This is a genomic window from Akkermansia sp. BCRC 18949 (assembly GCF_045011645.1).
Taxonomy (GTDB): domain Bacteria; phylum Verrucomicrobiota; class Verrucomicrobiia; order Verrucomicrobiales; family Akkermansiaceae; genus Akkermansia; species Akkermansia massiliensis.
In genome coordinates, this window is record NZ_CP123619.1 from 1,962,647 (window position 1) to 1,988,826 (window position 26,180).

16 protein-coding genes are annotated in these 26,180 nt (G+C 59.3%); 6 read left to right on the plus strand and 10 right to left on the minus strand.

Annotated elements, in window-relative coordinates; all coding sequences use genetic code 11:
- Window positions 1-346: 346 nt before the first annotated feature.
- Entirely contained in the window at window positions 347-1,453 is a 1,107-nt protein-coding gene (locus tag P8A25_RS08255) for a substrate-binding domain-containing protein (RefSeq protein ID WP_022396732.1), read from the plus strand.
- Window positions 1,454-1,828: 375 nt separating this feature from the next.
- The gene (locus P8A25_RS08260; RefSeq protein ID WP_102727032.1) at window positions 1,829-3,073 is read left to right on the plus strand and encodes a 6-phosphofructokinase; all 1,245 of its coding nucleotides are present in this window, start codon (window positions 1,829-1,831) and stop codon (window positions 3,071-3,073) included.
- A gap of 98 nt (window positions 3,074-3,171) precedes the next feature.
- Here the strand turns inward: P8A25_RS08260 and P8A25_RS08265 are convergent, their stop codons facing one another.
- Complete coding sequence (locus P8A25_RS08265) at window positions 3,172-3,504, minus strand: hypothetical protein (protein ID WP_146021111.1); 333 nt, start codon at window positions 3,502-3,504, stop codon at window positions 3,172-3,174.
- An 847-nt stretch (window positions 3,505-4,351) separates the two neighbouring features.
- Here P8A25_RS08265 and P8A25_RS08270 point away from each other — a divergent pair.
- Window positions 4,352-5,338, plus strand: coding sequence for a hypothetical protein (locus P8A25_RS08270; RefSeq protein WP_215442287.1), 987 nt, complete (start codon window positions 4,352-4,354; stop codon window positions 5,336-5,338).
- Window positions 5,339-5,415: 77 nt separating this feature from the next.
- The gene (locus tag P8A25_RS08275) at window positions 5,416-5,703 is read left to right on the plus strand and encodes a putative quinol monooxygenase (protein WP_102729395.1); all 288 of its coding nucleotides are present in this window, start codon (window positions 5,416-5,418) and stop codon (window positions 5,701-5,703) included.
- A gap of 108 nt (window positions 5,704-5,811) precedes the next feature.
- Here the strand turns inward: P8A25_RS08275 and P8A25_RS08280 are convergent, their stop codons facing one another.
- The 4 genes from P8A25_RS08280 to P8A25_RS08295 form a co-directional block, all read right to left on the minus strand.
- Window positions 5,812-7,707 (minus strand): amidohydrolase, encoded by a 1,896-nt coding sequence (locus P8A25_RS08280; protein WP_215442286.1) that lies wholly within the window; start codon window positions 7,705-7,707, stop codon window positions 5,812-5,814.
- Entirely contained in the window at window positions 7,694-8,305 is a 612-nt protein-coding gene (locus P8A25_RS08285) for an antibiotic biosynthesis monooxygenase (RefSeq protein WP_022396727.1), read from the minus strand. The genes P8A25_RS08280 and P8A25_RS08285 overlap by 14 nt, the downstream gene beginning before the upstream one ends.
- A gap of 81 nt (window positions 8,306-8,386) precedes the next feature.
- The gene (locus P8A25_RS08290) at window positions 8,387-9,073 is read right to left on the minus strand and encodes a hydrolase (protein WP_022396726.1); all 687 of its coding nucleotides are present in this window, start codon (window positions 9,071-9,073) and stop codon (window positions 8,387-8,389) included.
- A gap of 400 nt (window positions 9,074-9,473) precedes the next feature.
- The gene (locus P8A25_RS08295) at window positions 9,474-11,114 is read right to left on the minus strand and encodes a beta-N-acetylhexosaminidase (protein WP_251827950.1); all 1,641 of its coding nucleotides are present in this window, start codon (window positions 11,112-11,114) and stop codon (window positions 9,474-9,476) included.
- A 167-nt stretch (window positions 11,115-11,281) separates the two neighbouring features.
- On the opposite strand from P8A25_RS08295, the gene P8A25_RS08300 reads away from it, so the two are divergent.
- Window positions 11,282-12,673, plus strand: coding sequence for a replication-associated recombination protein A (locus tag P8A25_RS08300; RefSeq protein ID WP_215442284.1), 1,392 nt, complete (start codon window positions 11,282-11,284; stop codon window positions 12,671-12,673).
- Here the strand turns inward: P8A25_RS08300 and P8A25_RS08305 are convergent.
- The 3 genes from P8A25_RS08305 to P8A25_RS08315 all read right to left on the minus strand — a co-directional run bounded on the left by P8A25_RS08305 (window position 12,668) and on the right by P8A25_RS08315 (window position 21,396).
- On the minus strand, window positions 12,668-15,247 hold the full coding sequence (locus P8A25_RS08305; protein ID WP_215442283.1) for a glycoside hydrolase family 2 TIM barrel-domain containing protein: 2,580 nt from the start codon (window positions 15,245-15,247) through the stop codon (window positions 12,668-12,670). The two genes, P8A25_RS08300 and P8A25_RS08305, sit on opposite strands and share 6 nt — an antisense overlap.
- 118 nt (window positions 15,248-15,365) lie before the next feature.
- Window positions 15,366-19,235 carry a glycoside hydrolase family 2 TIM barrel-domain containing protein gene (locus tag P8A25_RS08310; RefSeq protein ID WP_215442282.1) on the minus strand — a complete coding sequence of 1,290 codons (3,870 nt, stop codon included), beginning with the start codon at window positions 19,233-19,235 and terminating at the stop codon, window positions 15,366-15,368.
- A gap of 22 nt (window positions 19,236-19,257) precedes the next feature.
- Window positions 19,258-21,396, minus strand: a complete 2,139-nt coding sequence (locus tag P8A25_RS08315) for a glycoside hydrolase family 2 TIM barrel-domain containing protein (protein ID WP_215442281.1) — start codon at window positions 21,394-21,396, stop codon at window positions 19,258-19,260.
- Window positions 21,397-21,747: 351 nt separating this feature from the next.
- On the opposite strand from P8A25_RS08315, the gene P8A25_RS08320 reads away from it, so the two are divergent.
- Entirely contained in the window at window positions 21,748-22,815 is a 1,068-nt protein-coding gene (locus P8A25_RS08320; RefSeq protein WP_404838653.1) for a tyrosine-type recombinase/integrase, read from the plus strand.
- Between the two features lie 71 nt (window positions 22,816-22,886).
- Here P8A25_RS08320 and speA read toward each other — a convergent pair whose 3' ends face one another.
- Complete coding sequence (gene speA, locus P8A25_RS08325; protein WP_022396718.1) at window positions 22,887-24,824, minus strand: biosynthetic arginine decarboxylase; 1,938 nt, start codon at window positions 24,822-24,824, stop codon at window positions 22,887-22,889.
- 23 nt (window positions 24,825-24,847) lie between these two features.
- Entirely contained in the window at window positions 24,848-26,050 is a 1,203-nt protein-coding gene (gene nspC / locus P8A25_RS08330) for a carboxynorspermidine decarboxylase (RefSeq protein WP_215442279.1), read from the minus strand.
- Window positions 26,051-26,180: the final 130 nt, after the last annotated feature.

A 26,180-nucleotide genomic window follows, 5' to 3' on the forward strand; every position in this document is an offset into this window, starting at 1 on the left:
CTTCCCCGGAGGGAGGCACGCCGCATGCGGAGCCAACCGGCATGAAAAAATGACACCACTTGACAGAAAAGATAAACCAAGATGTTTATTATGAATATTTTATAAAATAATCACAAACCACCCACCTGCGAACGCGGGAAACATGTAATCCATTGATAATAATATATCCTTTACCCATGATTTCTCCACTTTCCGACATTAAAAAAGACCAGGGACTCATATTTTTATCTAGATTACAGAATTCCAACAACTTACCGCAACAAGGACATTCACGCTGAATTTGGCGGCGGAACCAATCCCTACAATTGACTCGAATTCACGCAAGGCAGTACGTATATAAAAGAGTATGACTTCGTTGCCCGCATCTTCATTGGTTGAAACCGTAGCCAATAAAATCAAACAGATGATCCTCAGCGGCAGCCTGGTCAACATCCTGCCCGGAGAACGGGAGCTCGGGCACAGATTGTCCGTAGGGAGGGAGACCGTCAGAAAGGCTCTGGCTCTTCTGGAGAGGGAGGCATGGATCGCTCCCGCGCGCATCAAGGTTCCGCGGCGCATCCTGAAAACTACGGAGGAAGGAGCGGGAAAAACCGTCCCCTCCCATCCTGTTCAGGAAAAAAGGGGCATTATCGGCTTTCTGACGCCCCAGCCCCTCAAGAGGCTGGCGCAAAGCGTGCTGGCGGAGGTGTACACCATCTCCAAGATTCTGGAGGAAGACGGCATCAGCGTCCGCATTTTTGAAGCTCCCTGGATTTTAGGCAACAACCCGGACAAGCGTCTCGCCAAGCTGGTGACCAAATCCGAATGCGTCTGCTGGATACTCCACCGCTCCTCGGAACAGACCCAGCTCTGGTTCAAGACGCACGGCATTCCCTGCATCGTGCGCGGCACTTCCTACCAGAGCAGCAACCTGCCCTATCTGGACCGCCACTGGGCGGCCACCACGCACCATGCGGCGCAGCACCTCTGGAACAAGGGGCACCGGACCGTCGGCCTGTGCCTCCCCCCGGACCCGTTGAAGGGCCACCAGTTAATGCAGAAGGGCTTTTTCAGCTTTGCGGAAAAGGGCTGGAACCCCGTGCTGATTCCCACCCCGTTTGAGACGCCCCTTTTCTTTGAATACCTCGCCAAAGCGTTCAAGGAACATCCGGACATGTCCGCCCTGGTAGCTACGCGGGGCAACCAGATCGTTCCCCTCCTCTCCTGGGTGGAAGCCCGCTCTTTAAGCATTCCGGACCAGCTCAGCCTGATCAGCCTGACGTATGAACCCTTCATGGAGCGCCTGCTGCCCACCATCACTTATTACGAGGAGAACCAGACAAAAACGGTTCACAAGCTCATCCGGATGCTCCGTGCCCTGACTGCGGGCAAAAACATCAAGAGCATCTCCGTCATCCCGGAAATCTACCCCGGGCAGTCCGTCTCCGTGCGCCACACGCCGCCGTCCGCATAAATACGCTTTCCCGGAAGGAACGAGGGACGCCATGGGCATAAAAAGGCGCGTAAACGCCATCTGTGCCCTGGCAATAAGCCCCAGGCTGTACAGCACGGATTTCCGCATGCCTCTTCCGCACACTAAACCCACCGGACCACCGGCGGCGCCCGCCTTGGGAGAACACCTGGCCGCCATCCCGGAAAAGCATGAAAACCGAATAGCGGATGCCCGGCGTTTCCCTCTCTTCCGCCCGGGCTGCGGGAGTCCCTCCGGCAGACCAATAATGTTTGACATCCCTCCGGGCTCCAGATAGGTTCGACTCTGATTTCATCCCCCGGCTTCCCACGCTGCGGAACGGGGCTCCACAGAACTCTCCCATCCACCATTTCCCCCATGAAGCCATTGAAAGGAGCATGCATCATCGGCCAGTCCGGCGGCCCCACCGCCGTCATCAATGCCAGCGCGCTGGGGGCCATCCAGACGGCCCTGCAATGCGAACCGGTCACCCGCGTGCTGGGAGCCGCCAACGGGATTGAAGGAGTGCTGAAGGAACGCCTGTTCGATATGGCGCAGGAAGACCCGGAGGAACTGGAATTGCTGAAATACACCCCGGCCTCCGCCCTGGGCTCCTGCCGCTACCGGATGGCGGATCCCGCCGTGGATGATACGGACTACCGCCGCCTGCTGGAGGTGTTCCGGAAGTACGATGTACGTTACTTTTTCTACAACGGCGGCAATGATTCCATGGATACCTGCAACAAGATATCCAAATTCATGCAGCAATCCGGCTATGAATGCCGCGTGATCGGAATCCCCAAGACCATTGACAACGACCTTTACGGCACGGACCACTGCCCCGGCTTCGGTTCCGCCGCCAAATTCATCGCCACCTCCTGCATGGAGGTGCACCAGGATCTCCGCGTGTACGACAAAGGGCGTGTCACCATCGTGGAAATCATGGGCCGTCACGCCGGATGGCTGGCCGGTTCCGCCGCCCTGGCCACTTATGCGGGCGCCGGACCGGACCTGGTTTACCTGCCGGAAGTCCCCTTCCGCATGGAAGAATTCTGGCAGGATGTGGACCGGATTTACAAGCGTAACGGGAGCTGCATGGTCGCCGTCTCGGAAGGGGTGCAATATGCGGACGGCCGCTTTGTCGCGGAATCCGGGGACAGGGACGTCTTCGGCCATACGCAGCTGGGCGGACTGGGCGCCATGCTGGCGGAATCCGTCAAGCGGCAGACCGGGGCCAAGGTCAGGAGCATTGAACTTTCCCTCCTCCAGCGCTGCGCCTCCCACGTGGCCTCCAAAACGGACATTGATGAAGCCTACATGGCGGGGAAAGCCGCCGTGGAAGCGGCCGTTTCCGGCCAGACGGACAAGATGGTCGCCTTCGAACGGAGCACGGAAAACGGCATCTACTCCTGCAAGACCAAATTGACCAGCCTGGGAGACGTGGCCAACGTGGAAAAACTCGTCCCCCGTGAATGGATCAATACCCGCGGCAATGGAGTTGAACAGCCGTTCATCGACTACGTTCTGCCCCTCATCCAGGGAGAAACGGCCATGCAGAAGGAATGCTCCCTGCCCCGCTTTGCGAAGCTCAAAAAAGTGCTGGCGGACCCGGTACAGGGATAGCTTTTTTCTGGCAGCACCTTTTTCTCCATTTTCCATAACAGAGAGGAATTCAGCCTACCCGGAACTTCTCCCGGCCAGGTAAAACACTCGGCCAGCCACTAGCCCAACCCCTTTTCCGGCTCAAGGCAAATACGCGGGAAGGAGATTGCATAATTGACCGCAACTGCGGCATTCACGCTGTTTCCATAAGGTATGTACAACTTCTTGAAAAAGAAAAATCCCGGCAGGAAACAGGCTGAATGGCACGGCAGGGGCGGAAGAACATGAAAAAAGAGAAGGCGGATGCAACCCATGACTGCTTTTTCTCCAGTCCAAGAGGCCTTCCGTGCCGGCTTAAAAAGAACACCGTAATAACAGGAACGATAGTTCCCTTCATCATCCGGAAGAGAAAAATAAATTCGGGAAAGGAATCGGCCTGTTTCCTCATCCATGAACTTTATTTTCTCCATTCAATTTCTTCTCCGCGCCCGGATAATTATGGAAAAAACCGGCTTCCCGTTTAATCTCTCGACAAACTTTCCACTATCATCTTTAACGAATTTATTTGCACTTTCTTAGAAATGTTTGAAAGAAAGTTTTAAATTCCATTTTATTCATTTTCCGGTCTTATATTAGCGCGACAGAGGAACATTTTTCCCGATATTTCTGCAAGTGCCCTCATAAAGTCAGCTTCCTTTTCTTTTGAATATAATCCGGCCCTCAATCACCTTTCCCCCAGGGAATAAAACGGAACAACAAGATAAACTTTTGATTCAGGAATCACCTGCGCCAAAACTCCACATCAAGATAAAAAACACTCATTGCCAACAAGTTTAAAACTTTTCTTCCCGTTATCATTTATCTTTCAATAAAAGTGAGCCGGACCCGAAGAAAAGGCTCCCCTGGCAATCCGTCCCCCCCAAGGAGGAGCCGGAACGGAGACGGTACAGAACTCCGGGACGGGGATATGAATCACTTTTCGGCTTCACGGGGATGGGAAACTCCTTTGTGCCGTTTCCCGTTGTTTTGTAACCCGCAATTCCGCAACACCCTTTTCTTCCGCTAGCCCTGCGCCCTGTTTCCTCTCTGGAAGATGATGGAACCGGCTTTTCCTCCATATTCAATTGTAGAATAATTCTTTTCCGGCATATTAAATTCAAATAGCGGGAAACAAGGAAATGAAAAATCTTGCAAGCAAGGGTGAAAAAAGGCTAAAATGATAAAGAGCTCCAAAATTCGACGCCTATCATTTCATCATGTAAAAACGGCTTGTTTCCGGATATTTTTTCGGAAACTGGCATGAAATCGGTCCCCGACCAGCTACTATCCAAGTTTTCCCCGCATGCCATGCTCGATTACCTGTTTCAACATTTTTATTCTACGCTGGCAATTGTTGCTTTTTTTATTGCCATCCTCATTCTGCGCGCCTGCGGCAAGCGCGGCAGGCGCTGGATTCCCGTCTCCACGGCGCCCTTCGGCTGCATGGCCTTCCTGGTCGTCTTTCTCCTGCTGACGGCCTTCATCATCTGGTTATTCAGCTTTTTCACCACGGGTCCCATGGTGGAGGACCTGGCCTTCACGCTTGCATGGCTGGCAGCCATGGCCTGCGCCCTGGCCGTCATTTCACGCCTGACCGAATACTGCCTGCAGCAGGACAAATCCGCCAGCAAGCTTTATCCGGGGGAATCCCGGAAGTTGCTTCCCGTCCAGCTCCGGAACAAGGGCATCCTGCTGTTCGTGCTGATCGGCGTCATCAGTTGCGTTATTGACATCATCACCGTACCCTTCCCGGTTCCGGAACTCCCGCCGGGGTCCGCGCTGTCTGCTGCCACCCTTGTTCCCCTGCCGCAGGAAGTGCCCGTGGAGGTCCATATCTCCTCCCGTGTCACCAACAGGTTTTTCGGAGAATGCGACTTTGACCTGACCGTCCGGGAGAAAGGCGGGAACAAGCATGTTTTCCCCGCCATCCTGATCAATCCCGGCGGGGAAAGCGCCATCACCATTTACAGGCTGCGGCCGGAGGAAAAACAACGCCAGGGCAGCTTGATATTCACCAATGGCATGCAAAGCTGCCTGTTCAACATGGATACCATGCGGATGAAGTCCCTGAGCGGTCCCGCCTCCAATTATCCCCCACCCACCCAGGAGGATCTGGATGGACAGGATATGGACCTGCGCCTGGAAACGGTGGGGCTCTACCAGGGGCTTTCCTGCATACGCGGCGCGGAGCATACGGATACAACGCGCGCCTATGTTCTGAAAATCCTGAAGGATACGCAGCCATGACCGGAACGCCTCAAAAGGGTCGTTGACACGGGCTCTCCCGCTCCCTTACTCTGGATACGGCCAAAACAGCCATAGCCATGATTAAGATTACAGCCAAAAGCATCGTCAAAGCAGGAGCCAGGGAAGAATTCATCGCCACCGCCCGGGAACTGGTGGAAAACAGCCGTGCGGAAGCCGGCAATATTTCCTACCATCTGTATGAGGACATTGATGACCCTAATATCCTGACATTCATTGAAGAATGGAAGGACCAGGCAGCCGTGGACGTTCATGCGGATTCCGAGCATTTCCAGCGCATCATCCCACTCCTGAGCGACATGACGGAGGAAGCCATTGAAATTTCCCTGTACCGGGAAGTTCTGTAACTCCGGCAGGAAAAACCGCAGCCTTATTCCCTACCCCTTCCGGGAAAGGCAAAAAGCGCCCCGTCCCACCAGGGAGACGGGGCGCAGGAAGCTTCGCATCATTTACCGTCAGAATGCGAAGCAACCACACCCGGAGCCCCAGAAATCGGAATACCTGGGCCGCGACGCATTCGCCGCGCCCTCCATCAGCATGAACGCGGAATGCATGCAGCCGTGTTCATGGCAGTGTGAGGAATGCCGGTGCTCCTGCTGGAAAGGCACGCCGGCCCTGGCCGCCTTCTTCGGGTCCAGGGGAGCGCCGTATCCGCCGAACACGGCAATGGGGGACCACTCGGGCAGCACCGGAATGGGCGCCGGGTCCAAATCCTTGAACGGTCCCGCGGCATAAACGATTTTGCCGTCCATGACGGTCAGCACGGATTCTATTCCCTTGATCTCCTCTTCCGGAACGGAGAAATAATCTTCGCTCAGCACGACCATGTCCGCCAGTTGACCGGGAACAATCGCTCCTTTTTTGCCCGTCTCGGAGGAAAACCAGGTGCTCCCCTGCGTATAAAGCCGGAGGGCTTCCTCACGGGAAAGGCAGTCTTCCTCCCGGTACATCGGTTCTCCGCCCACGGTCTTCCCGGTGGTCAGCCAGTACAGGGAAACCCATGGATTGTAGCTCGCCACGCGCGTGGCATCCGTTCCGGCCCCTACGGGAATGCCCATTTCCAGCATTCTGCGCACGGGCGGCGTATGTTCCGCCGCCTCCTTGCCGTAGCGGTCCATGAAATATTCCCCCTGGTAGGCCATGCGGCACTGCACGGCAATGCCTCCGCCCAGCGCCTTGACGCGTTCCAGATTCTTCTCGTCAATGGTCTCGCAGTGGTCGAAGAACCAGTGCAGGCCGTCAAAGGGAATCTCCCGGTTCACTTCTTCATACACGTCCAGAAAGCGGGAGATGCTCTCATTATACGTGGCGTGCAGCCGGAAAGGCCATTTGTTGGCGGCCAGCAGGCTGACCACCCCCTTGAGTTCGGATTCCATGTCTCCGGGAAGGTCCGGACGCGGCTCCAGAAAGTCCTCAAAGTCCGCGGCGGAAAAGACGAGCATTTCACCCGCTCCGTTGCAGCGGTAATAATCGTCCCCCTCTCCCGGCCTGGTCATCCTGATCCATTTGGCAAAGTCCTCCTTCTCTTCCTTGGGCCTCTGGGTAAACAGATTGTAGGCAATCCGCACGGTCATTTCCCCGCGCTTGTGCAGCTCTTCAATCACCTGGTAGTCCTCCGGGTAATTCTGATAGCCGCCACCCGCGTCAATGATGCTGGTCAGGCCCAGGCGGTTAAGTTCTTTCATGAAATGCCGGGTGGAATTGATCTGGTGTTCCAGGGGCAGTTTGGGCCCCTTGGCCAGCGTGGCGTAAAGAATGGTGGCGTTCGGCCGCGCAATCAGCAGGCCGGTGGGATTGCCCTCGCTGTCGTGCTGGATTTCCCCGCCCGGAGGGTTGGGCGTATCCTTCGTATACCCGCAGGCGCGCAGGGCGGCCTTGTTGAGCATGGCGCGGCAGTACAGGTGAAGCACAAAAACGGGCGTATCCGGCGCCGCCTCATTAATCTCCTCCAGCGTAGGCATCCGGCGTTCGGCAAACTGGAACTCGCTCCAGCCGCCCACCACGCGCACCCACTGTCCCGGCGGCGTTCTGCGGGCCTGCTCCTTGAGCATGCGCATGGCGTCCGCCAGGGAGGGCACGCCGTCCCAGCGCAGTTCCATATTGTAATTCAGGCCGCCGCGGATCACGTGCAGGTGGGAATCGTTCAAGCCGGGAATGACGGTCCTTTTCCCGGCGTCGATCACCTGGGTATCCGGCCCCTTGTACTGGGCAACGTCCTCGTCGGACCCCACGGCCAGTATCTTTCCATCCTTGACGGCGACGGCGCGGGCCATCGTGCCGCGTTCATCCAGCGTTGCTGTGTTGCCGTTTGAGATCATCAAATCGGCGTAAACCTTATCATTGTTTTTCATTGTTTTCATCATGGTTCGGGGTTGTTCCCGGAATGGTTCCGGCCTGCGCCCTGAAAAGCCAGGGAGACAGAATGCTGCTGATCAGCGGCATGAATACCCAGGTCAGCAGCGCCACCACACAGGCGTTGAACAGGAAAAAGGAAAGCCATCCGGGCAGCACGCTGCGGATGGGCCCACCCACGGTAATGTTCAGAAGAAAGATGACCAGGCACACGCCCAGATAGGTGGCCGCCGCCGTCTTGTAGCGCGGCGGCGTCATCATCGGGGTGCCCGGCTGGTTCAGCCAGGCGTCCAGGCCGTTCATCTCCTGGATATGGGCCTCCCCTTCCGTATGGGCTCCCAGCAGCTTCATCCAGCGTTCGTACTCCGGGGAGGAAACCAGGGCTTTTCTGGCGGCGGCGCTCGCGAAACGGTCCACCACCACATACTCCCCGTTTCCGTCGGAGGGCCGCAGGACGCTGATGCCCACATGCCCGGGGCAGCTCAGCACAAAATTGACGAAATCCCGCATGGCGTGCTCAAACTGGCCTTCATGCCCCGGCAGAATATGCCGGCGCACCACAACGGTCACTTCCTCTGAAGGATTGATGGCGTTCATGCCTGACGAATGTTCAGGATTTTTCTTCCGGCGCGCACCCCCGTGTTAACGGAGGGAGCGCCGGAAAAACTCTGCGGGCAATCAGGCGTCATGCTTCACCACCTGCGGGGACAGGGCGGACTGGGGAGCATGGTGAACCATCGTGTAGGCGTACTCCACGCCCACGCCGTAAGCGCCGCCCTGCTGCTTGAGCAGATTCATCAGAGCGTCGTAATGTTCCTTGTTCTTCCAGTCGCGCTGGAACTCCAGAAGGGCTCCGATGGTCGTCAGCCGCGTGCCGCCCGCCTGGACGATGCGGGAAAGGGCCGCCTTCTGGGCGTCCTTGGAGGTGGCGCCGCAGCAGTCCTCCACCACGTAAATGTTATAACCGTCGCCGATCATCTCAATAGCCGGCCACGTGACGCACACTTCCGTCCAGAGCCCGGTAAGGAGGATATTCTTGCGGCCCGTCGCCTTGATGGCCTTCCGGAACTCGTCGGAATCCCAGGAATTCATGGACGTGCGTTCAATGACGTGCTGGCCCGGAAAAATATCCAGGAGCTGGGGCCAGACATAGCCGGAAAAGCCCTCCGTTTCCACGGCCGTAATCACGGTGGGCACCTGGAACAGCTTGGCGGCCTTCGCCAGCAGGGTGACGTTATTGATCAGGTCGGCACGGTTGATGTTGGCTACGCCAAAGGTCATTTGGGGCTGGTGGTCAATGAAAACTACGGCAGCGTCTTCCGGCGTGTACAGCTGATGATAATGCGAGGATATCAGGGACATCATCTTATTCTCCTTATAATCTATGTTTAATTAGTGAAATCGGGACCGCAGGCGGTCAGAAAACCGCTGGTCCATGATTGGTTGGAGACCAGTTTCCCCGTTTTTGTTGACACTATGCCAAAGTGTGACCAACCATTAAAAATGGCTGGCTTCCTGAAAAAACGCTCCGTCCCCCACCGGACCGGAGCTGAAAGCGAAAATGGCCTCTTCGGAAAAAGACAGTCATCGCCTCATGCAAGATGCCCGCATCTCCGGAGATCACGCCCTCGCCTTCGCGAACACTCGGAACGGCATAAAACAATCGCCCGGGCACAGCCCCGCCGGAGAGGAAAATCCCAACACGCCCCTGCCGGAAGAAACACCGCTGCGCAACGGGGCGTGGACCGCCGCGGCGTGATTGGAATTACTTCCCTTCCCCGTGCTTGATGTTCAGGGCATCCAGAATCTTCTCATAGCCAGGCAGCCGCCTCTGGAAATCCTGAAAATTCTTGTCCTCCTTCCGGGTCCAGCCCGTTTCCGCATAAGCGGCAATGCGGGGGAACACATGGCGGTGCAGTTTGTCCGCATCCGCAATCCATTCCGTCCAGACCTGGCAGCCCAGGCCGATGACGTTCTGCTGCTGCTCCGGCTTCAATCCCGCGAAAACGGGTTCAAAGGAATAGGATTTGGACAGGGGGAGCTTGTCGTAACCCTTGTTCATATAAGTCATATGGGAGGTGGAATTCACCACCTGGTGACCGTCTTCAACCGCCTTGGTGGCAATCTTGTCGGACCCGTACCAGAAATGGATGATGGCCTTCCCGTCCAGCTTGCCCAGAGCGGCCCCCTGGCCGCCGTCATTGTGCACGTCGGAACCCAGAATCTCATTCCATCCGATCATCCGTATTCCCTTCTTAGCCAGCATGCCGGAAATCCGGTTCGTAAACATGATTTGAAGGTCCGGGAAATTCCTGATGCCCTTCTTCTTCATGAACTCCTCAATGTGGGGCACGCCCGCCCAGTACTTCTTATACCGCACCTCGTCGCCGCCGATGTGGATGATGCCGCCGGGAAACAGGGCCGCCAGCTCCGTCATGACATCTCCCAGAAACTGGTAGGTCCGCTCGTTGGTGGGGTCAAACGCGGTTCCGTCATTGAAGCTCACGGGAATCTCCGTCACGGGTTTGGCGGACAACTTCAATTCCGGATAGGAGAACGTGGCGGCGGCGGAATGTCCGGGAATGTCTATTTCCGGCACAATCGTTATGTTCCGGTCGGCCGCATAGCGCACGATGCGCCTGATCTGCTCCTGCGTATAAAAACCTTCATGGGGCCTGCCCGCATACTTGCCGCTCCCCCACGTCTCTATCTCCGTGTCTCTCCGCTTGCTGCCGATGGAGGTCAGCTTGGGATACTTTTTAATCTGGATGCGCCATCCGGCATCGTCGGACAAATGCCAGTGCAGGATATTCATTTTCAGAAGCCCCATCTGGTCAATCAGCCTCTTCACCTCCTCCTCTCCAAAAAAATGCCTCGCTTCATCCAGCATGAAGGCGCGCCACGCAAAGCGGGGATAATCCAGCATGGAAAAAGGCTTCTCCGCCACGGTCCAGCTTACCGCCCCCTTGTCCGCGCCATCGTCAAAAAACGCGGCAGGCAGCATCTGCGCCAGGCTCTGTCCGGCGTAATACACCCCTTTTGGTGCGGCAGCCTTGATCACGATATTTCCGGGCGCCGCTTCCAGGCGGTACGCCTCCGGTCCGTACTGTTTCAGGGAAGCATCCTTCTCTATCCGGATGGCCCCCGTTCCCCCCATCCCCGCCAGGGGCAGTCCTGTTCCGCCTGATAAAAACTGCCGCAGCAGACGGGCCTGCCGCTGGAACCCGGCGTCCTTCTCCCGGCACACGATGCGCGTGCCTCCATCCAGCTTCACGGGCTTCGCCTCGCTTTTGTCCGCAATCCTGACGGAAACGGGCCGGGGAATGATCTGGTCCTGCGCATTCACGGTCAGGCAGCATGCTCCGGAGAGCAGGAAAAGGAATACAGGGGAAACATAGCGGAACATCACGTCCAGTATACACCGCTTCTGCCGGGAGTCTTTCCTTTTCTTCCCGTTTTTTCCTTAATCCCGTTAAAAGCGGTCGGGGAACCTCCCGCTCCATGACACGCCAGCCCATCCGCTCCGCCTGAAATGCCATGATGCGCCCCTTGCCTTCCTTTTTCCCGCGGCGTATGATGGACACCATGAAAAAAGACGATACGCCGGGCCTGTTTGCCGCCTTCGCGGACCGGCCCCTGGCGGACCGCCTGAGACCGGCAGCCCTGGAGGAAATCGTGGGCCAGGACCACCTGCTGGGGGAGGGAGGGCCCATCCGGCTCATGGCGGATTCCGGCAAGCTGACCAGCTTCGTCCTGTGGGGGCCGCCCGGCTGCGGAAAAACCACGCTGGCGCGCATCCTGGCCACGCGCACGTCCATGCACTTCGTCGCGCTCTCCGCCGTCTTCTCCGGCATGGCGGATTTGAGAAAAGCCTTTGACGAGGCCGCCAAACGGCGGGAATACGGCCAGGGAACCCTCCTCTTCGTGGATGAAATCCACCGGTTCAACCGCGCCCAGCAGGACGGCTTTCTGCCCTACGTGGAAAACGGAACCGTCACGCTGGTGGGGGCCACTACGGAAAACCCCTCCTTTGAACTGAACAGCGCCCTTCTCTCCCGCTGCAAGGTCTTCGTCATGCATTCCCTGGACGCTCCGGCGCTGGAAAGCATCATTGAACGGGCGGAATCCCTCCTTCAGCGCAAACTGCCTCTCTCTCCGGAAGCGCGCGCCACCCTCATTGAGCTGGCGGACGGGGACGGCCGCTACCTCATCAACCTGATGGAAAGCGTCTTTGACCTCTGCAAGCCTGATGAAACGCTGGACACGGCGGCCCTGCTGAAGATCGTCCAGCAGCGCGCCCCGGTTTACGACAAGGACCGGGAAGGCCATTACAACCTCATCAGCGCCCTGCACAAGTCCCTGCGCGGCTCGGATACGGACGCGGCCCTGTACTGGGCCGCACGCATGCTCCAGGGCGGGGAAGACCCGCTCTACCTGCTGCGCCGCCTGACCCGCTTCGCCATGGAGGACATCAGCCTGGCGGACCCCGCCGCGCTGCAAATGGCCATTGCCGCGTGGGACACTTATGAACGCCTGGGGTCCCCGGAGGGAGAACTGGCGATCGCGGAACTGGTCATCTACCTGGGCTGCGCCCCCAAATCCAACAGCGCCTACACCGCCTGGGGCGCGGCACGGAAGGCGGCCAGGGAATACGGCTCCCTGATGCCTCCGGCGCACATCCTGAACGCGCCCACCAAGCTGATGAAGGAGCTGGGCTACGGGAAGGATTACGCGTACGACCATGACGCTCCGGACGCCTTCTCCGGGCAGAACTACTTTCCGGACAAGATGCCCCGCCGCCAGTTCTACAAGCCGCCGGAACGGGGCTTTGAGCGGGAAATCAACAAGCGGCTGGCATACTGGGACAAACTGCGCCGCCAGCGGGCGGAAGAGGATTCCGGCAGCTCCGGCACGCGGAGGAGCCGGAAAAAGCCCCCCGCTCCGGAAGAACGGGAACCCTCATGAGGCATCCGCCGGCCATACGGCCACTTCCGCAATCCCCTGCCCCGGCGACAGCCGGATGCGGACATACCTGGCTCCGGCATCCTCCGGGCACGCTGCGGTCAGCGCCGTCCCGTCCTTGTTCAGAACGGTTTTCACCTCCTTCCAGGTCTTGCCGTCTTTGCTTACCTGCACCACGGGTGCCTGCCCCTTCCAGTCCCCGGCGGCCTTCGCCTCCACCCGGTCCAGGCGGAATTCAAACTCCATGTCCAGCCGCCACCACGGCGCCTTGTCTTCCGCGGACGGCAGCCACGCAGAAGCGCCGTCCCCGTCGGACGCCTTCATCGCGTCCTGGAGGTTGGAGGAAGCGGAACAGGGCCGCAATTCCGCCAGGTTCGCCTTCTCTCCGGTTCCGGACCGGCCATGCCGCGCCAGCTGGGCGTCCCTCTCCTGCGCGGTAAAACGCCTGTAAGGCCTGTCCCTCGTTTCCGCGCTCCTGCCCGCCACATACGCCGGGGCCTTCCGGGAAACGATTTGGAGGCTGTCCCCCTTCAATCCCGGGGAAGACGCCTTGATGACCGTTTTCCCGGCGTAATAAGACCGGAACTCAATGGCCGCGCAGCCGTCAATGAGGTCAATGTCCGTCCCGGGCGTGAACGTGATGCTCTTGCCGGTGGGAAACTCTCCGGGGCCTGATTCCACCGTGAGCGTTACCGGAACGGCATTGGCTATCTGCCTGCCGGAGGCATCCGCCACCTTCACGGTCACGTGCACGTCGTCCGTGCCGTCAGCCGGGCTGATGGCCTTCTTGTCCGCGATCAGCTTCACCTGCGCAGGCGTTCCCTCCACGGGCCATTCCGGCGGGGGAATGTTCCTGAACTCATTCCTGTACCAGTACCAGGCCCGCTTGGGAATGCGGAAATAATCCACAATGCCCATGCGGCCGCCGGAGGGCCAGATGCTGCCGTGGTCAAAACCGCACCAGACCGCCTCCCCCACGCGCCAGGGATAGCGCACTCCCGCCTCTTTGTCCTTCTTCATATCCCCCCAGCCCGGCGCATACGCCCCCGGCCTCTTGCAGCTCACGGAACCGTACTCCGTCACCATGCTGGGCCTGCCGGGCGTCTTCACGTGGGAGCCGTCCCCGTTAAAGGCGGCCATGTCCCCCAGCTGGTCGAATTTTCCGCGCTGGCCACCTCCCGCGCACACGGGGCGCGTCGGGTCCAGCTCCTTCACCAGGGCAATGAGCTTGCCGCACAGAGCCCTGGCCTCCGGCGTATGCCGGGTAAAAAACGGTTCGTTGCTGATGCTCCAGATGACGATGGAAGGGTGGTTCCGGAATTGCAGCACCATTTCCCTTACCTGGCGCATGCAGCTCTCCTCAAACGCGGCGCGGTCCTTCTCGTCCGTAGGGTAGGCGTCGCAATTCCAGTACCTGTCGTGCTCCTTGAAGCCGCCCATGCCCCAGAAAATGCCTTCATTCAGCATGCACATCCCCTCCCGGTCGCAGGCGTCCAGAAAAGCCTGGGAATGGGGGTAATGGGAACCGCGGATGAAATTGAACCCGGCGTTCTTCATCAGCAGCACGTCACGGCGCGCTCCGGCATCCGTCACGGCGTCCCCCCAGCCCGCGTGGTCCTGGTGCACGTTGGCTCCTTGCAGATAAACGGGCTTCCCGTTAATCAGCATGCCCCGGTCCGCCGTCAGCTCCAGGGAGCGGAAGCCCAGGGGATTCTCCGCCCGGTCCAGCGTCTTTCCCTTCTCGTCCACCAGCTCCGTCGTCACGCGGTACATGTTGGGGGCTGACGGACTCCACAGCCTGGGAGCGGCCAGCGGAGGCAGGTCCGTCTGAACACGGGCTTCCTTTCCCGCGCCCAGCTCCACGGGCTTCTCCCCGCGCAGAACCACACGGCCGCCCTTCTCCTCGCGCACCGTGTGGCGCACGGAAAACTTCTTCATTTCCGGGGAATCATTCTTCACCTCCGTCAGGATGCGGACCTTCCCGCGGGCAGGCGTCACTTCCGGCGTCTGCACCCAGATGCCGTGCGCGGGAAGATGCACGGGAGAACACACGTGCAGATGCACGTTCCGGTACAGGCCGCCGGAAAAGGTATGCTCCCCGGCCCGCGGGGCGATGCGGGGACTCCAGCGGTTGTCCACGCGCACCTCCACCCAATTCTCTCCGGGCTTCAGGAAAGGCGTCAGATCCGTCCGGAACGCCGTATACCCTCCTTCATGCGTTCCTGCGGCCTTTCCGTTCACCGTCACCTCCGCCACCTGGAAGGCTGCGCCGCAATCCAGAAAAACCTTCTGCCCCACCCATTCCTCCGGCATCACGAGCTTCTTGCGGTAGGAGCCGCGCCCCGTGTAAAAGGAATCGGACATGAAATAGGGCAGGCTGAACGTATGGGGCAGATGCGCCGTCTGCCAGCCGCTCTTTCCGTGCTCGTCTTCCAGCCGGAACTCCCAGCCGCGGTTCCAGACCATCCTCTTGCAGGGGGCCGGAGCTTCCCCAGCGGCGGAAACGGGCGTTTCCGCTCCGGCTGCGGAGAGGCACAGAACGGCGGTGCCCAGCATGTAAGCAATCATCTTGCGCATGAGCATACTACCATACCGCGGCATTCTTTCTTTCAATCAAAAAACATTCCCGCGCCTTGCAGTCCCGCAACGGCAAAGCCGTGCACCCCTTCAGGAAAGCGGCGCTTGCGCCGGTCCGCTACTGGGTGATGATATTCAACTCCGCCACAGTGGCGCTCTGCTCGCCGCCCTTCACCGGGGACCGGGCGTCCAGCTTGAAATAGCGGGCCTCCACAGGCTTGCCGAAGTCAATGCGCTGAACGGCGGGGTCCTTCCGGATATAATGGTAGGTAAACTGGCCTTTTTTCACTTCCTTCCAGTTCTGCCCGTCATCGGAAACGGAGAACGTGTACTGGCTGATGAGGCCCTTGTCCTTGTCCATTCTGGGCGTGTAGATGAATCCGGTGAACTTCATTCTGGTTCCCATGTCCACGGCAATGGAGTGGGGGAAGCCCGGCAGGCCGTTCGTATAGGACGTGTGCCAGCAGGTATCCGGATTCCCGTCAATGGCGAAGTGGGCAAACCCGGTATCCGGCTCTTCCGAGGAAGCGCTCAGGATCTTCCATTCGCCCTGCCCCTTGACGAGGGGGAATTTCCGCTCGCCGGGAGACGTGGGAGGCACGTTGCCGGATTTTCCGGTGGCAGCCCAGGCCCTGACTTCCCCTTCGGGAAGCTTGAAGGGTTTCCGGTACGTCTTTTCCGGCCCCTTGTTGACGGAATACTTCATCTCCGCTCCGGGCGTGGAGGAAACCAGGCTGACCATGCCGTCCCCGTCCCGTTCAATCACGGGGGAATGGGGCACGCCCAGGCCCGCGCGCGCCAGGTTCAGCAGGGCGGCCGTGGGGGCCAGCACAAAGCCCAGGGGGGTGGCTTCGCTCAGCGTCTGGTACTTCGCCAGGGGGCGCGGCCCGCAGGAGGAACTGCCCAACCCCATCTGGAAGGCGTCCAGATTCACGACCACCTTGTCCTTCTCCGGCAGCCTGTCCAGGCTTTTGGCGTTGTTGAGCTCCTTCGGCGTATAACGCAGGACGGACACTTCCAGCGGGGCCCTGGGAGAGGCGGAGCCTACCCACAGCGCCGGAGCCGCCTTGGGTCTGGACAGGGCCACCCAGTCCGTCTCCATGCGGTTGCCCATGTCCTGGGGGCGGGAATAGGCAAAAAACATGTCGTCCACGGAAGTGCGGAACACATCCTTCCAGCAGCTCGTGCGGCGGTCCCGGTAATTGTCCCACGGCCCCAGTCCCAGGTATTCCACCTGGTCATAGGCGGCAGGCATCCCGAAGGTGACGCCCAGCCGCAGGAGCTCTTCCCCCTTGGCGGAGGGATACATTCTGACGGAGGCATTGATGACGCCGTTGCCGAACACCGTCCAGGCAACCTCCCCGGAGAAGGAAAGGCCGGAGCCTTTCGTCCGGAATTGCGCGGTAATGCGGGCCACGCCGGGAGAAATGACGGCGGCCTTCACATCGGAATACTCCGCGTTCATGTTCTGCATCTTCATCTTCCCCTCAACCTTGCTCCTGATCCAGGCGTCGTTGTCCACCGGGGAACGGTATGCCTGGAGCGCCACCGGATAGCCGGGCAGAATCAGGTCCTGGCTGCCGTACCGGAGGGCGGAAAGCATGCCGTCCTTGAAGGAGGCGGAAAAGCCCTTCCCCTGCACCACCACGGGATCGCCCTGGCGCACGGAGACGGCGGGCAGCGCCGCCGGAGCCTTCACGGAAGCCTCCTTCTCCACGGCCGCCGGGAACCACTCGTAAGCTTCGCACTCGTCCGCCACATGCTCCAGTTGTTTGGCGGAAAGCTCCTTCACGTCTTCCGGCAGCTTGAACCGGGCGTCCGCCAGAACCATCAGGGAGCCCGTCTGCATGGCGGCAGAAGGCAGTTTCACCGTCACGGACTTGCCGGGGGCCGTCTCCGGCAGAGCCATGCGCTCCACGGCATGCTTGCCGCCGGGCGCGAGGGACACCAGGTAAAGCGTATAGCCCTTCAACGGCTTGTGGAAATACTTGTTGCGAACGGTCAGGGAACCGTCCTTGCGGTCAAAGGCCATGTACTGGTACACCTTCTTCACTTCCTTCGTCTTGGCCGTGGTGTTCCGGTTGCCCAGAATGATGCCGTTGTCGCAGAAATTGGCCTGGTTGGGCCTGTCCCCGAACATGCCGCCGTAGGCCTGCGTCACGCCCTTGAAGGGCGCGGGCTTGTAAATGCCGTTCCCGGCAGGATTGGCGCGGAGGGACTGGTCCACAAAATCCCAGATGGCCCCGCCCACCATGCGCGGGGAGGACTCAAAGGCTTCCATGTACTCCTTGAAATTGCCCAGGGCATTCCCCATGGAATGGGCGTATTCGCACACGAAGAAGGGACGGGAAGTCTTCTGCTTCCCCCAGTTTTCCACCCGGTCCACGGGCGGATACATGGCGGAATCCATGTCCACGGCCTTGTGGCCGTGCGGGAATTCGCAGTAATGGAGGGGGCGCGTATCGTCATAGGCCCTGATGGCTTCCGAGGCCGCTTCAAAATTCGGCCCGTTGCCGGACTCGTTGCCCAGGGACCAGAACACGATGGAGGGATGGTTCTTGGAACGGTGCACCATGCTCATGTTGCGTTCCACATGCGCCTTCTTCCATGAAGGCTTCCGGGAAATATCCATGCCGCTGTTGCGGATGCCGTGGGCCTCGCAGTTGGCTTCATCCATCACGTACAGGCCGTAGCGGTCGCACAGTTCGTAGAAATAGGGATGGTTGGGATAGTGGGAGCAGCGGACGGTGTTGATGTTGTGCGCCTTGATGATCTGCACGTCCTTTTCCATCACCTCCCGCGGGATGGCGCGCCCGTAGTCCGGATGCGCTTCATGACGGTTGACGCCCTTGAACTTGACGGCCTTTCCGTTGACCAGCACCGCGCCGTTATCGGCGATTTCCACGGAACGGAAGCCGATATTGACGGACCGGGGGTCCTTCCCGTTCAGGGAATAGGTCACCTTGTACAGGTTGGGCGTTTCCGCCGTCCACGGCTTCACGCCGGGAAACTTCCTGTCCAGAGCCACCTGAACCTCGCCTCCGGCGGGAATGGCGGGAACTTCCAGCGTGCCGGAATCCAGCCTGCCCCTGTTGTCCGTCTGCACGCGGCCGGAGCCGCTCGCGCCCTCCCAATTTAAATTGGTGGAAATCCCTTCAATGGAATAATCCAGCTTCATTCCGGCGGGAATATCCTTCTTACCGGAATTGCGGATGGTGAACGTTCCGTCCAGCACCCCGGTCGTGTAATCCTTCCTGTCCAGCCCCGCCTTCAGGAACAGGTCGCGCACGTGCACCTGCGGCTGGGCGAACAGGGTCACGTCCCGGAAAATGCCGGAAAGGCGCAGGAAATCCTGGTCCTCCAGATAGGAGCCGTCGCTCCAGCGGTACACCTCCACGGCAATCGTGTTCCTGCCCGGCTTCACATAGGGAGTCAGGTCGAACTCGCCGCCCGTATAGGAATCCTCGGAATAGCCGACTTTCCGGCCATTCACCCACACGTAAAAGGCGGACTCCACCCCGTCAAACCGGATCATTACCTGCTCCCCCTTCCAGGAGGCGGGGAGATTGAAATCCCGTCGGTAGGAGCCCACGGAATTGCGCTCCTTGTATGCCGGCCAGTTCCTGGGCGGCTCTCCCATCACCTTGGGGGGATTCGGCTTGAAGGGATACGGGACGTTCGTGTAAATGGCCGTTCCATAGCCCGCAAGCTGCCAGTTGGAAGGCACCTTGACCGTATCCCATCCGGAAACGGAATAGGAAGGCTTGAAGAAATCGGCAGGCCTCCCGTCCGGCGTCATGGAAAACTTGAACTTCCAGTCACCGTTCAGGCTCAGCGTCTTGTCTCCCGCCGGGAGAACGGAGGCGCGGGGAGCCTCCTTGTTGATTCCCGTCACCTCTTCATTCTCCCAGTCCGGGGCTTCCCCCAGCAGGGGAAGCCCCGGAGCCAGGCACATCACGGAAAACAGGAATGCTCGTACCGTCTTCATCTCGGGTCAGGTGCTGGATTGCTTACTTGTACTTGTTGATGGAAGGGTCCTGATAGCGCTCGGAATCCTTCTTTCCTTCCTCCCCGGAAGGCTTCAAGGTCCATTTGCAGGAATCCGTGTACGTTTTCGCGCCCATGGAGGCCGTGGCCGTGATGGTGTTGACACCGGGCTTGAGAGTCACTTCAGGCCAGACGGCGCGCTTCAATTCATCCGGCTTGACGCTTCCCACGGCCTTCCCGTTGACGGCCAGCTTCACCGCAGGGGCATTGCTGTAAACCTTCACGGGCACCGTCTTTTCCGTGCGCTCCGCAAACCTGCGGGACGTGATGTACACGGTCGGCTGGGGACTCCAGTTGGCCTTGTAGAAGAAATAGGCGTCCTTGGGCGTCTTGCGGTCATAGGTCACCAGCCCCTTGTCATTGATGCCGGGGCTTTCCCCCTCAAAGCGGGAGGCGGAACCGAAGTCAAACATGTTCCAGACAAAGGAGCCCCACACCTCCGGCCTCTCCCTGATGCACTTGTAATTGATCTCATGCGCCTGGGACTGCCATTCCTCCGGATGCCAGAACCCCGTGGGGGACGGCCTTTTGGCCGGATTCTCATGCATGCCCGTGCTGGCGCCATGGCCGTATTCGCTGACGGCGATTCCCATTTTGCCGCCGTAATCGCGGATGTAGCCGTTCAGGTTCCCCTTCATGGTTTCCGGGCCGCCCCCGTACCAGCCGGGATACGTATTGAACGCGATGTGGTCCGGAATATTGTTCAGCTTCTTGCGGCCCGCCTGGTTGCTGGCCGCCACTGTCATGCGGGAGGGGTCCGTCTCCTTCACGAACTTGTTCAGTTCCGTCAATTCAGCCTCCATGTCCACCCCTTTGGAGGAAGCCTCCGGCTGGTGGCCGATTTCATTGAAAATGCCCCACATGCAAATGGAGGGGTGGTTCCAGTGCTGGTAAATCATTTCCCGGGCCTGGAGGCGGTTGTTCTCCCGGAACTCCGGCGTATCACGCACCAGGTTGACGTTGGGCACCTCGGACCAGACGACCAGCCCCGTCTTGTCGCACAGGTCGTAAACATTACTGGAGGCGGGATAGTGGCCCGTTCTCAAGCCGTCCGCTCCCATGTCCGCAATCAGCCGGATGTCCCGCGCCTCATCCTCCGGAGAAAGCGCCCAGCCCTTCCCCTTCATGTCCTGGTGGCGGCTGACGCCCTTGACCTGCATGGGCTTCCCGTTCAGGACAAAGCCCTTCCCGGGATCGACGGAAACGGTCCGGAGGCCCAGAGGCTGCACTATTTCGTCCGTCTGGCCGTCCGCCGTCCTGATGGAAGTCTTCACCTGGTAGAGGTAGGGATTCCTGACTCCGTTCCAGAGCACGGGCTTGGCGATCGCCAGCGTTACGGGAACCTCCAGGTTCTTCTTTTCCCCGGCGGCGGCTTTCACCGTCTTTCCGGCCACCTTCCTGCCCTTCATGTCCAGGATTTCCACGGCTACATCCACGTCCCGCGCCTTCCCGTCCGAGTTCAGCAGGGTCTTCACTTCCACCTCCGCTTTGGACTTATCCAGGGACTTCGTCGTAATGAAGACGCCGGGGGAGGCGTAAAAGAGGGGGTCAATGCACACGCCGTCCGTTTCAATCAGCTCAATGGGCCGGTACAGGCCGCCGAACATGGAAAAATCCCCGCGCTGGGGCGCTATATGTTCCCGCTGCGTATTGTCCACCAGAACGGAAACCGTGTTGGCGCCTTGTTTCAGGAGGGGAGTGATTTCATAACAGAAAGCGGTAAACGCCCCCTCATGCCTGCCGGCAGGCTTCCCGTTGACGGAAACCTCGGAAACGATGCTGGCGCCTCCGCCGCGGATGAAATACCTCTTGCCCGGCCTGGGGGCCACCGGAAGAGTGCGGGAATAAACGGCGGAGCCGCGCCGGTAGGCGTCGCTGTTGACGGACTTGGCGTCTCCGCGCTGCCCCTTCACGCCGTCCGCGGCATCCTCCGCATTCCAGGTATGGGGAACCGCCACCTTCCCGGAAGAGCCTCCGTTGAAGCTGTAATCCCAGGAGCCGTTCAGGGAATGGACCTCACGGGCATCAGCCGCCAGAAAGGAGCCCAGGGCGCAGCACAGCCCGGCACACGATACGTTGAAAGAGTGAATTCTGATGTTCATGGTACAGCGGAATAATTTATCTCATACGTTCAGGCATGTAAAATACTTTCATCCTGCGGGGGAGTTCTCCCCTTCTTCTAACAAGAATTTATTGGCGTCAAATGGATAGTGTTCAATTTGACATTCATGAACATAACCATGCTTTCTAACATTTTCGGTTCCTGCACTACCAGAAACTTTGATTTTCCGATCGGATCAAAGAAAACATAAGTAACAACATATCCTTTACGGTTACGCGTTTTCCGATGGAAAGCATAAGTTTTCTTTACTATAAGGATGGCCTTTTTCATTAAAACCGTGTTTGTACAAACACGAGGAATGAGTATGAGAAAAGCACCGAATACAAATAAGTTGAAATACGTTGGAGCCGCGCTTCTGGAAGGGGAATCAGTCACCCTGATCCAGGCTGCAAGGCTGGTATTGGAAATCAAGGAGGCCCTGGGAGATGAAATCTGCACCATCACCCGGTGCAGGGAAGTCGTCTCCCTGGGACTGAACGCCATCAAGAACAAACACCATACCGTCAGCTTCGGTACGGCGGACGTGGAATGCCTGCGTTCCAAAAGCCATCGCCGTCCCCGGACGCTGACGGACATCAGGAGCATCATCCACAAGCTCAAGAAGAGCAACCCGGAACTGGAGCACACGCCCCTCCGGAACCTGAGCGTGGAGGAATGCCAGAGCATCCTGATGAACACCTTCACCACGTCCCGTCAGAGGCACAAGGCGAGGCTCATCCTGAGCGGCATCTTCTCCTTCTCCGTCAAGCGCGGATGGTGTGATGAAAACCCCATCCTCCGTGTGGATACGCCCTTCCTGCGGGAGCAGGAAATTCCCGCCCTGACGCTGAAAGAAGTGACCCAGCTTCTCAAGGCGTGCATGGATGAATTTGACGGAAGCTGCGTGGCTGGAGCGGCCCTGATGATCTTTGCGGGCATCCGTCCGCAGGAAGTGGAACGCCTGCTCTGGGAAAACATCGCCATCCGCGACGGCTGCGTGATCCTGAACTCCAAGCATACCAAGACCGGAGGCGCCAGACACGTCACCATCCTGCCCGTGCTTGCCAAATGGCTCAAATTCTGCCGTGACAAAAGCAAGCCCGGACCCGGCACGCCCATCTGCCCGAAGGGCTGGACGATCAAGTGGCGCAAAATCCGCAAAAAAGCCGGCTGGGGCGGAAGAAAGAAATCATGGGTGCCTGACTGCCTGCGGCATACCTATGCCAGCTATCACGCCAAGCACTTCAAGGACTACAACCTGCTGCAAATGGAAATGGGCCACCGCTCCTCCTCCCTGCTCCGCACGCGGTACCTGAACATGAAAGGCATTTCCCCGCAAACGGCCACGCGCTTCTGGGGGCTGACGCCGGCCAAGGTCATTGCGGAGACGGAACCGCCGGAAGAACCGCCGGCGGCCTGATGGGCAAAGAGAAAAACGCTTTGGAACGGAAGGCCCTTTTCCCTGCCGGGGCATGGAAAAAAGGCCGTTTCCTACAGCTCGTAATAGGTATATCCGTTCAGGCCGGAACGGAACACTTCCAGAGCCCTCCGGCGTTCTGACGGCGATATTTTCCCGTCGGCTACGGCCTGTTCCGCAAACGTGCGGAACTTGTTGATCAGCTCCTTGGGGTCATACTCCACGTAGGAAAGGACGTCAGCCACCGTATCGCCCTCCACTTCATGGGTGTAAACGGGGCGGCCGCCTTCCAGGTGCACGCCCACCACGTTCGTATCCCCCAGCAGGTTGTGCAGGTCTCCCAGGGTCTCCTGATAGGCCCCCACCAGGAACACGCCTATGTAATAATCGTCCTCTCCGGGCTTGATGGCATGGAGGGGGAGAGCGGTAGCCACGTCCTCACGGTCGATGAAATGGTCTATCTTCCCGTCGCAGTCACAGGTAATGTCCGCCAGCACGGCCTTGTTCGTGGGCCGTTCGTTCAAACGGTGCAGAGGCATCACGGGGAAAAGCTGGCGGATGGCCCAGGAATCCGGCAGGGACTGGAACAGGGAGAAATTGCCGTAATAAAAGTCCACCATGGAGCAGGAAAGCTCCCGGAGGTCTTCCGGAATGGTTTCCATCTCCGCCAGCATGCGGGAAATGCGGCTCAGGATGTGCCAGTAATAGGCCTCTCCCAGCCCGCGCTGGCGCAGGGTGGCGTTCCCGTAAAAAAACTGGGCGCGCAGCTGGTCCCGGTAATAGCAGGCGTCATTGTAGCACTCCTGCATGTTCTTCCTGGCCAGGGTCCGGTCCGTATCCGCAAAAGCCTTCAACAGCTCCGGCGCATCCTCCGGCAGCTCGGGCGGCGGTTCCTCGCCCGGCGCGCTCGTCACGTCCAGCACGTTGAACACCAGCACGGAATAATAGGCCACCACGGCACGCCCGGACTCCGTCACCAGCGTGGGATGGGGCACCTCGTACTTGGTGCACATATCCCCCACCACCTCCACCACGTCACGGGCGAACTCCGCAATGGAATAGTTGCAGGAGGAATGGAAATTCGTCTTGGACCCGTCGTAATCCACGGCCAGGCCGCCGCCCATGTCCAGCGTGCCCAGCGGCGCGCCCTCCTTCACCAGGTCCACGTAAATGCGGGCGGCCTCCGTCAGCCCCTCGCGCACCACGGAAATATTCGGAATCTGGGAACCCTGGTGGTAATGGAGCAGCTTCAGGCAATCCAGCGCATCCACCTGCTTCAGCTTATCTACCACGTCCACCACCTGGGCCGCGTTCAGGCCGAAGACGGACTTGTCCCCCGCGGACTCCTGCCACAGGCCGGACCCCTTGGCCGCCAGCTTGATGCGCACGCCCAGATTGGGGCGGATGTCCATCCTCCGGGCGCGTTCCAGAATCACGTCCAGCTCGGAAGGCATTTCCAGCACAATGAAAATATTCAGCCCCATCTTCTGGGCCGTCAGCGCCAGGTCAATGAATTCGTCATCCTTGTACCCGTTGCAGATCAGGTAGGCATTCGGATTGTGCATGTGGGCCATGGCGGCAATCAGCTCCGGCTTGGAGCCGGCCTCCAGACCGTAATCATACTTGGTGCCGAACTCCGCGATCTCCTCCACCACCTGCCGCTGCTGGTTCACCTTGATGGGGTAGACACCCTGGTACTTGCCCTGGTAATCCGCTTCCTTGATCGCCTTCCGGAAGCTGTCGTTCAGCTCCGCAATGCGGCTGCGCAGCAGGTCCCGGAAACGGAACAGCACGGGAACGGTGGTGCCGCGCTCCTTCAGGCCTTCCAGCAGGTCGCACAGGCTGATATCCTTTTTCCCGCCGTCCTCGTCGTTCAGGCGTACGGTCACTTCCCCTTTCTTGTTGATCCGGAAATAACCGTTCCCCCAGTCGTCAATGCCGTACAAATCTGCGGAATCATGATGACTCCAACCCCGGACTTTCTGTTTGATGCCTTCTTTAGCTGCTGCCATGTCAATCTGTCTGGTCAAATGTTCTAGCCCAGGCGGGCTTCAAAATCTTCATAAGTAAAGCGGCGCACCGTCTCCACGGAGCCGTCCTTCCTCTGGACGGCAATGTCCGGGTGGCGCACGCCGTTGAAAAACGTGGTCTTCACCATCGTATAATGCGCCATATCGTCAAACACGAGTTCGTCGCCCGCCGCCAGGGGCTCCGCAAAGGAATAATCCCCTATCCGGTCTCCCGCCAAACAGGTGGGCGCGCCCAGGCGGTACGTATGGGAGCCCTCCCCGGCGTTCCCCGCTAGCGCGTAGCTCTCCCCGGCCATCTGCACGACGGGCTGCCGCGCGGAACGGAGGGAGGCGTCCCGGACAATCTGGAATACGTCCGGGCGGTAGGGCATTTCCAGCGTATCCGGCATGTGGGCGGACGCGGAAACATCCAGAACGGCGTGCTCCACCCCTTCCGAGGAAAAAATATCCAGTACCCTGCACCGCAGCACGCCGGTATGGATGGCTGCGGCCTCTCCCGGCTCCAGCCAGACCTCCACCCCGTAGCGCTCGCGAATGCGGCGGACGAGCTCCGCCAGCAGCTTCCGGTCATAGCCGGGCTTGGTAATCCAATGGCCCCCGCCCATGTTCAGCCACGTCATCTCCGGGCGGGACAGAATGTGGCCGAAGTGCCGTTCCACCGCGCCCAGCGTAGCCGCCAGGTCATCCGCCCCCTGTTCGCACAGGGTATGGAAATGAAGGCCGGAAATGCCGGTCAAATCCGCCCCCTGCATCACGTCCGGCGTGACGCCCAGGCGGGAGCCGGGCGCGCAGGGGTCATACAGGGGCGTGTGGCCGGTGGAAAACCGGGGATTGACGCGCAAGCCGCACTTCAGCTCCCCGGAAAGAAAGCGGGGATGCCGCATCACCTCCTCCCGGAAGCGGTTCCACTGCGTCAGGCTGTTAAAATCAAGGTGGTCGGAAATCTCCGCCAGCTCCGCTATTTCTTCCGGAGCATAGCCGGGAGAATAGGTCAGCACATGCTTCCCGAACCTGCGCCGGGCCAGCCGCGCCTCCCACAGGCCGGACGCGCAGCAGCCGTCCAGCCAGGGGGACAGGGCATCAAAGCAGGGCCAGCAGGAAAAACCTTTCAGAGCCAGCACGATACGGCACCCGGCGGCATCCGCCACATCCCTCAGGATAAGGGCGTTGCGTTCCAGGGCAGACTCGCTGATGACGAAGGCGGACATAAAGCAACGACAACCTAAGCGATTCAGAACGATTTGCGAGAAAAATTTGAGTAATCTACCATCATACCCTCAAGGCGGCACGCATGAAAGGCTTCCGCCGCGCCTGCGCGGTTCCCCTCATCAAACGGAA

Excerpts from the sequence above, each read along its gene's own strand:
- P8A25_RS08255 (WP_022396732.1), top strand. The coding sequence starts at position 347 with ATGACTTCGTTGCCCGCATCTTCATTGGTTGAAACCGTAGCCAATAAA.
- P8A25_RS08260 (WP_102727032.1), top strand. The coding sequence starts at position 1,829 with ATGAAGCCATTGAAAGGAGCATGCATCATCGGCCAGTCCGGCGGCCCC.
- P8A25_RS08265 (WP_146021111.1), bottom strand. The coding sequence starts at position 3,504 with ATGGATGAGGAAACAGGCCGATTCCTTTCCCGAATTTATTTTTCTCTT.
- P8A25_RS08270 (WP_215442287.1), top strand. The coding sequence starts at position 4,352 with ATGAAATCGGTCCCCGACCAGCTACTATCCAAGTTTTCCCCGCATGCC.
- P8A25_RS08275 (WP_102729395.1), top strand. The coding sequence starts at position 5,416 with ATGATTAAGATTACAGCCAAAAGCATCGTCAAAGCAGGAGCCAGGGAA.
- P8A25_RS08280 (WP_215442286.1), bottom strand. The coding sequence starts at position 7,707 with ATGAAAAACAATGATAAGGTTTACGCCGATTTGATGATCTCAAACGGC.
- P8A25_RS08285 (WP_022396727.1), bottom strand. The coding sequence starts at position 8,305 with ATGAACGCCATCAATCCTTCAGAGGAAGTGACCGTTGTGGTGCGCCGG.
- P8A25_RS08290 (WP_022396726.1), bottom strand. The coding sequence starts at position 9,073 with ATGATGTCCCTGATATCCTCGCATTATCATCAGCTGTACACGCCGGAA.
- P8A25_RS08295 (WP_251827950.1), bottom strand. The coding sequence starts at position 11,114 with ATGTTCCGCTATGTTTCCCCTGTATTCCTTTTCCTGCTCTCCGGAGCA.
- P8A25_RS08300 (WP_215442284.1), top strand. The coding sequence starts at position 11,282 with ATGATGGACACCATGAAAAAAGACGATACGCCGGGCCTGTTTGCCGCC.
- P8A25_RS08305 (WP_215442283.1), bottom strand. The coding sequence starts at position 15,247 with ATGCGCAAGATGATTGCTTACATGCTGGGCACCGCCGTTCTGTGCCTC.
- P8A25_RS08310 (WP_215442282.1), bottom strand. The coding sequence starts at position 19,235 with ATGAAGACGGTACGAGCATTCCTGTTTTCCGTGATGTGCCTGGCTCCG.
- P8A25_RS08315 (WP_215442281.1), bottom strand. The coding sequence starts at position 21,396 with ATGAACATCAGAATTCACTCTTTCAACGTATCGTGTGCCGGGCTGTGC.
- speA (WP_022396718.1), bottom strand. The coding sequence starts at position 24,824 with ATGGCAGCAGCTAAAGAAGGCATCAAACAGAAAGTCCGGGGTTGGAGT.
- nspC (WP_215442279.1), bottom strand. The coding sequence starts at position 26,050 with ATGTCCGCCTTCGTCATCAGCGAGTCTGCCCTGGAACGCAACGCCCTT.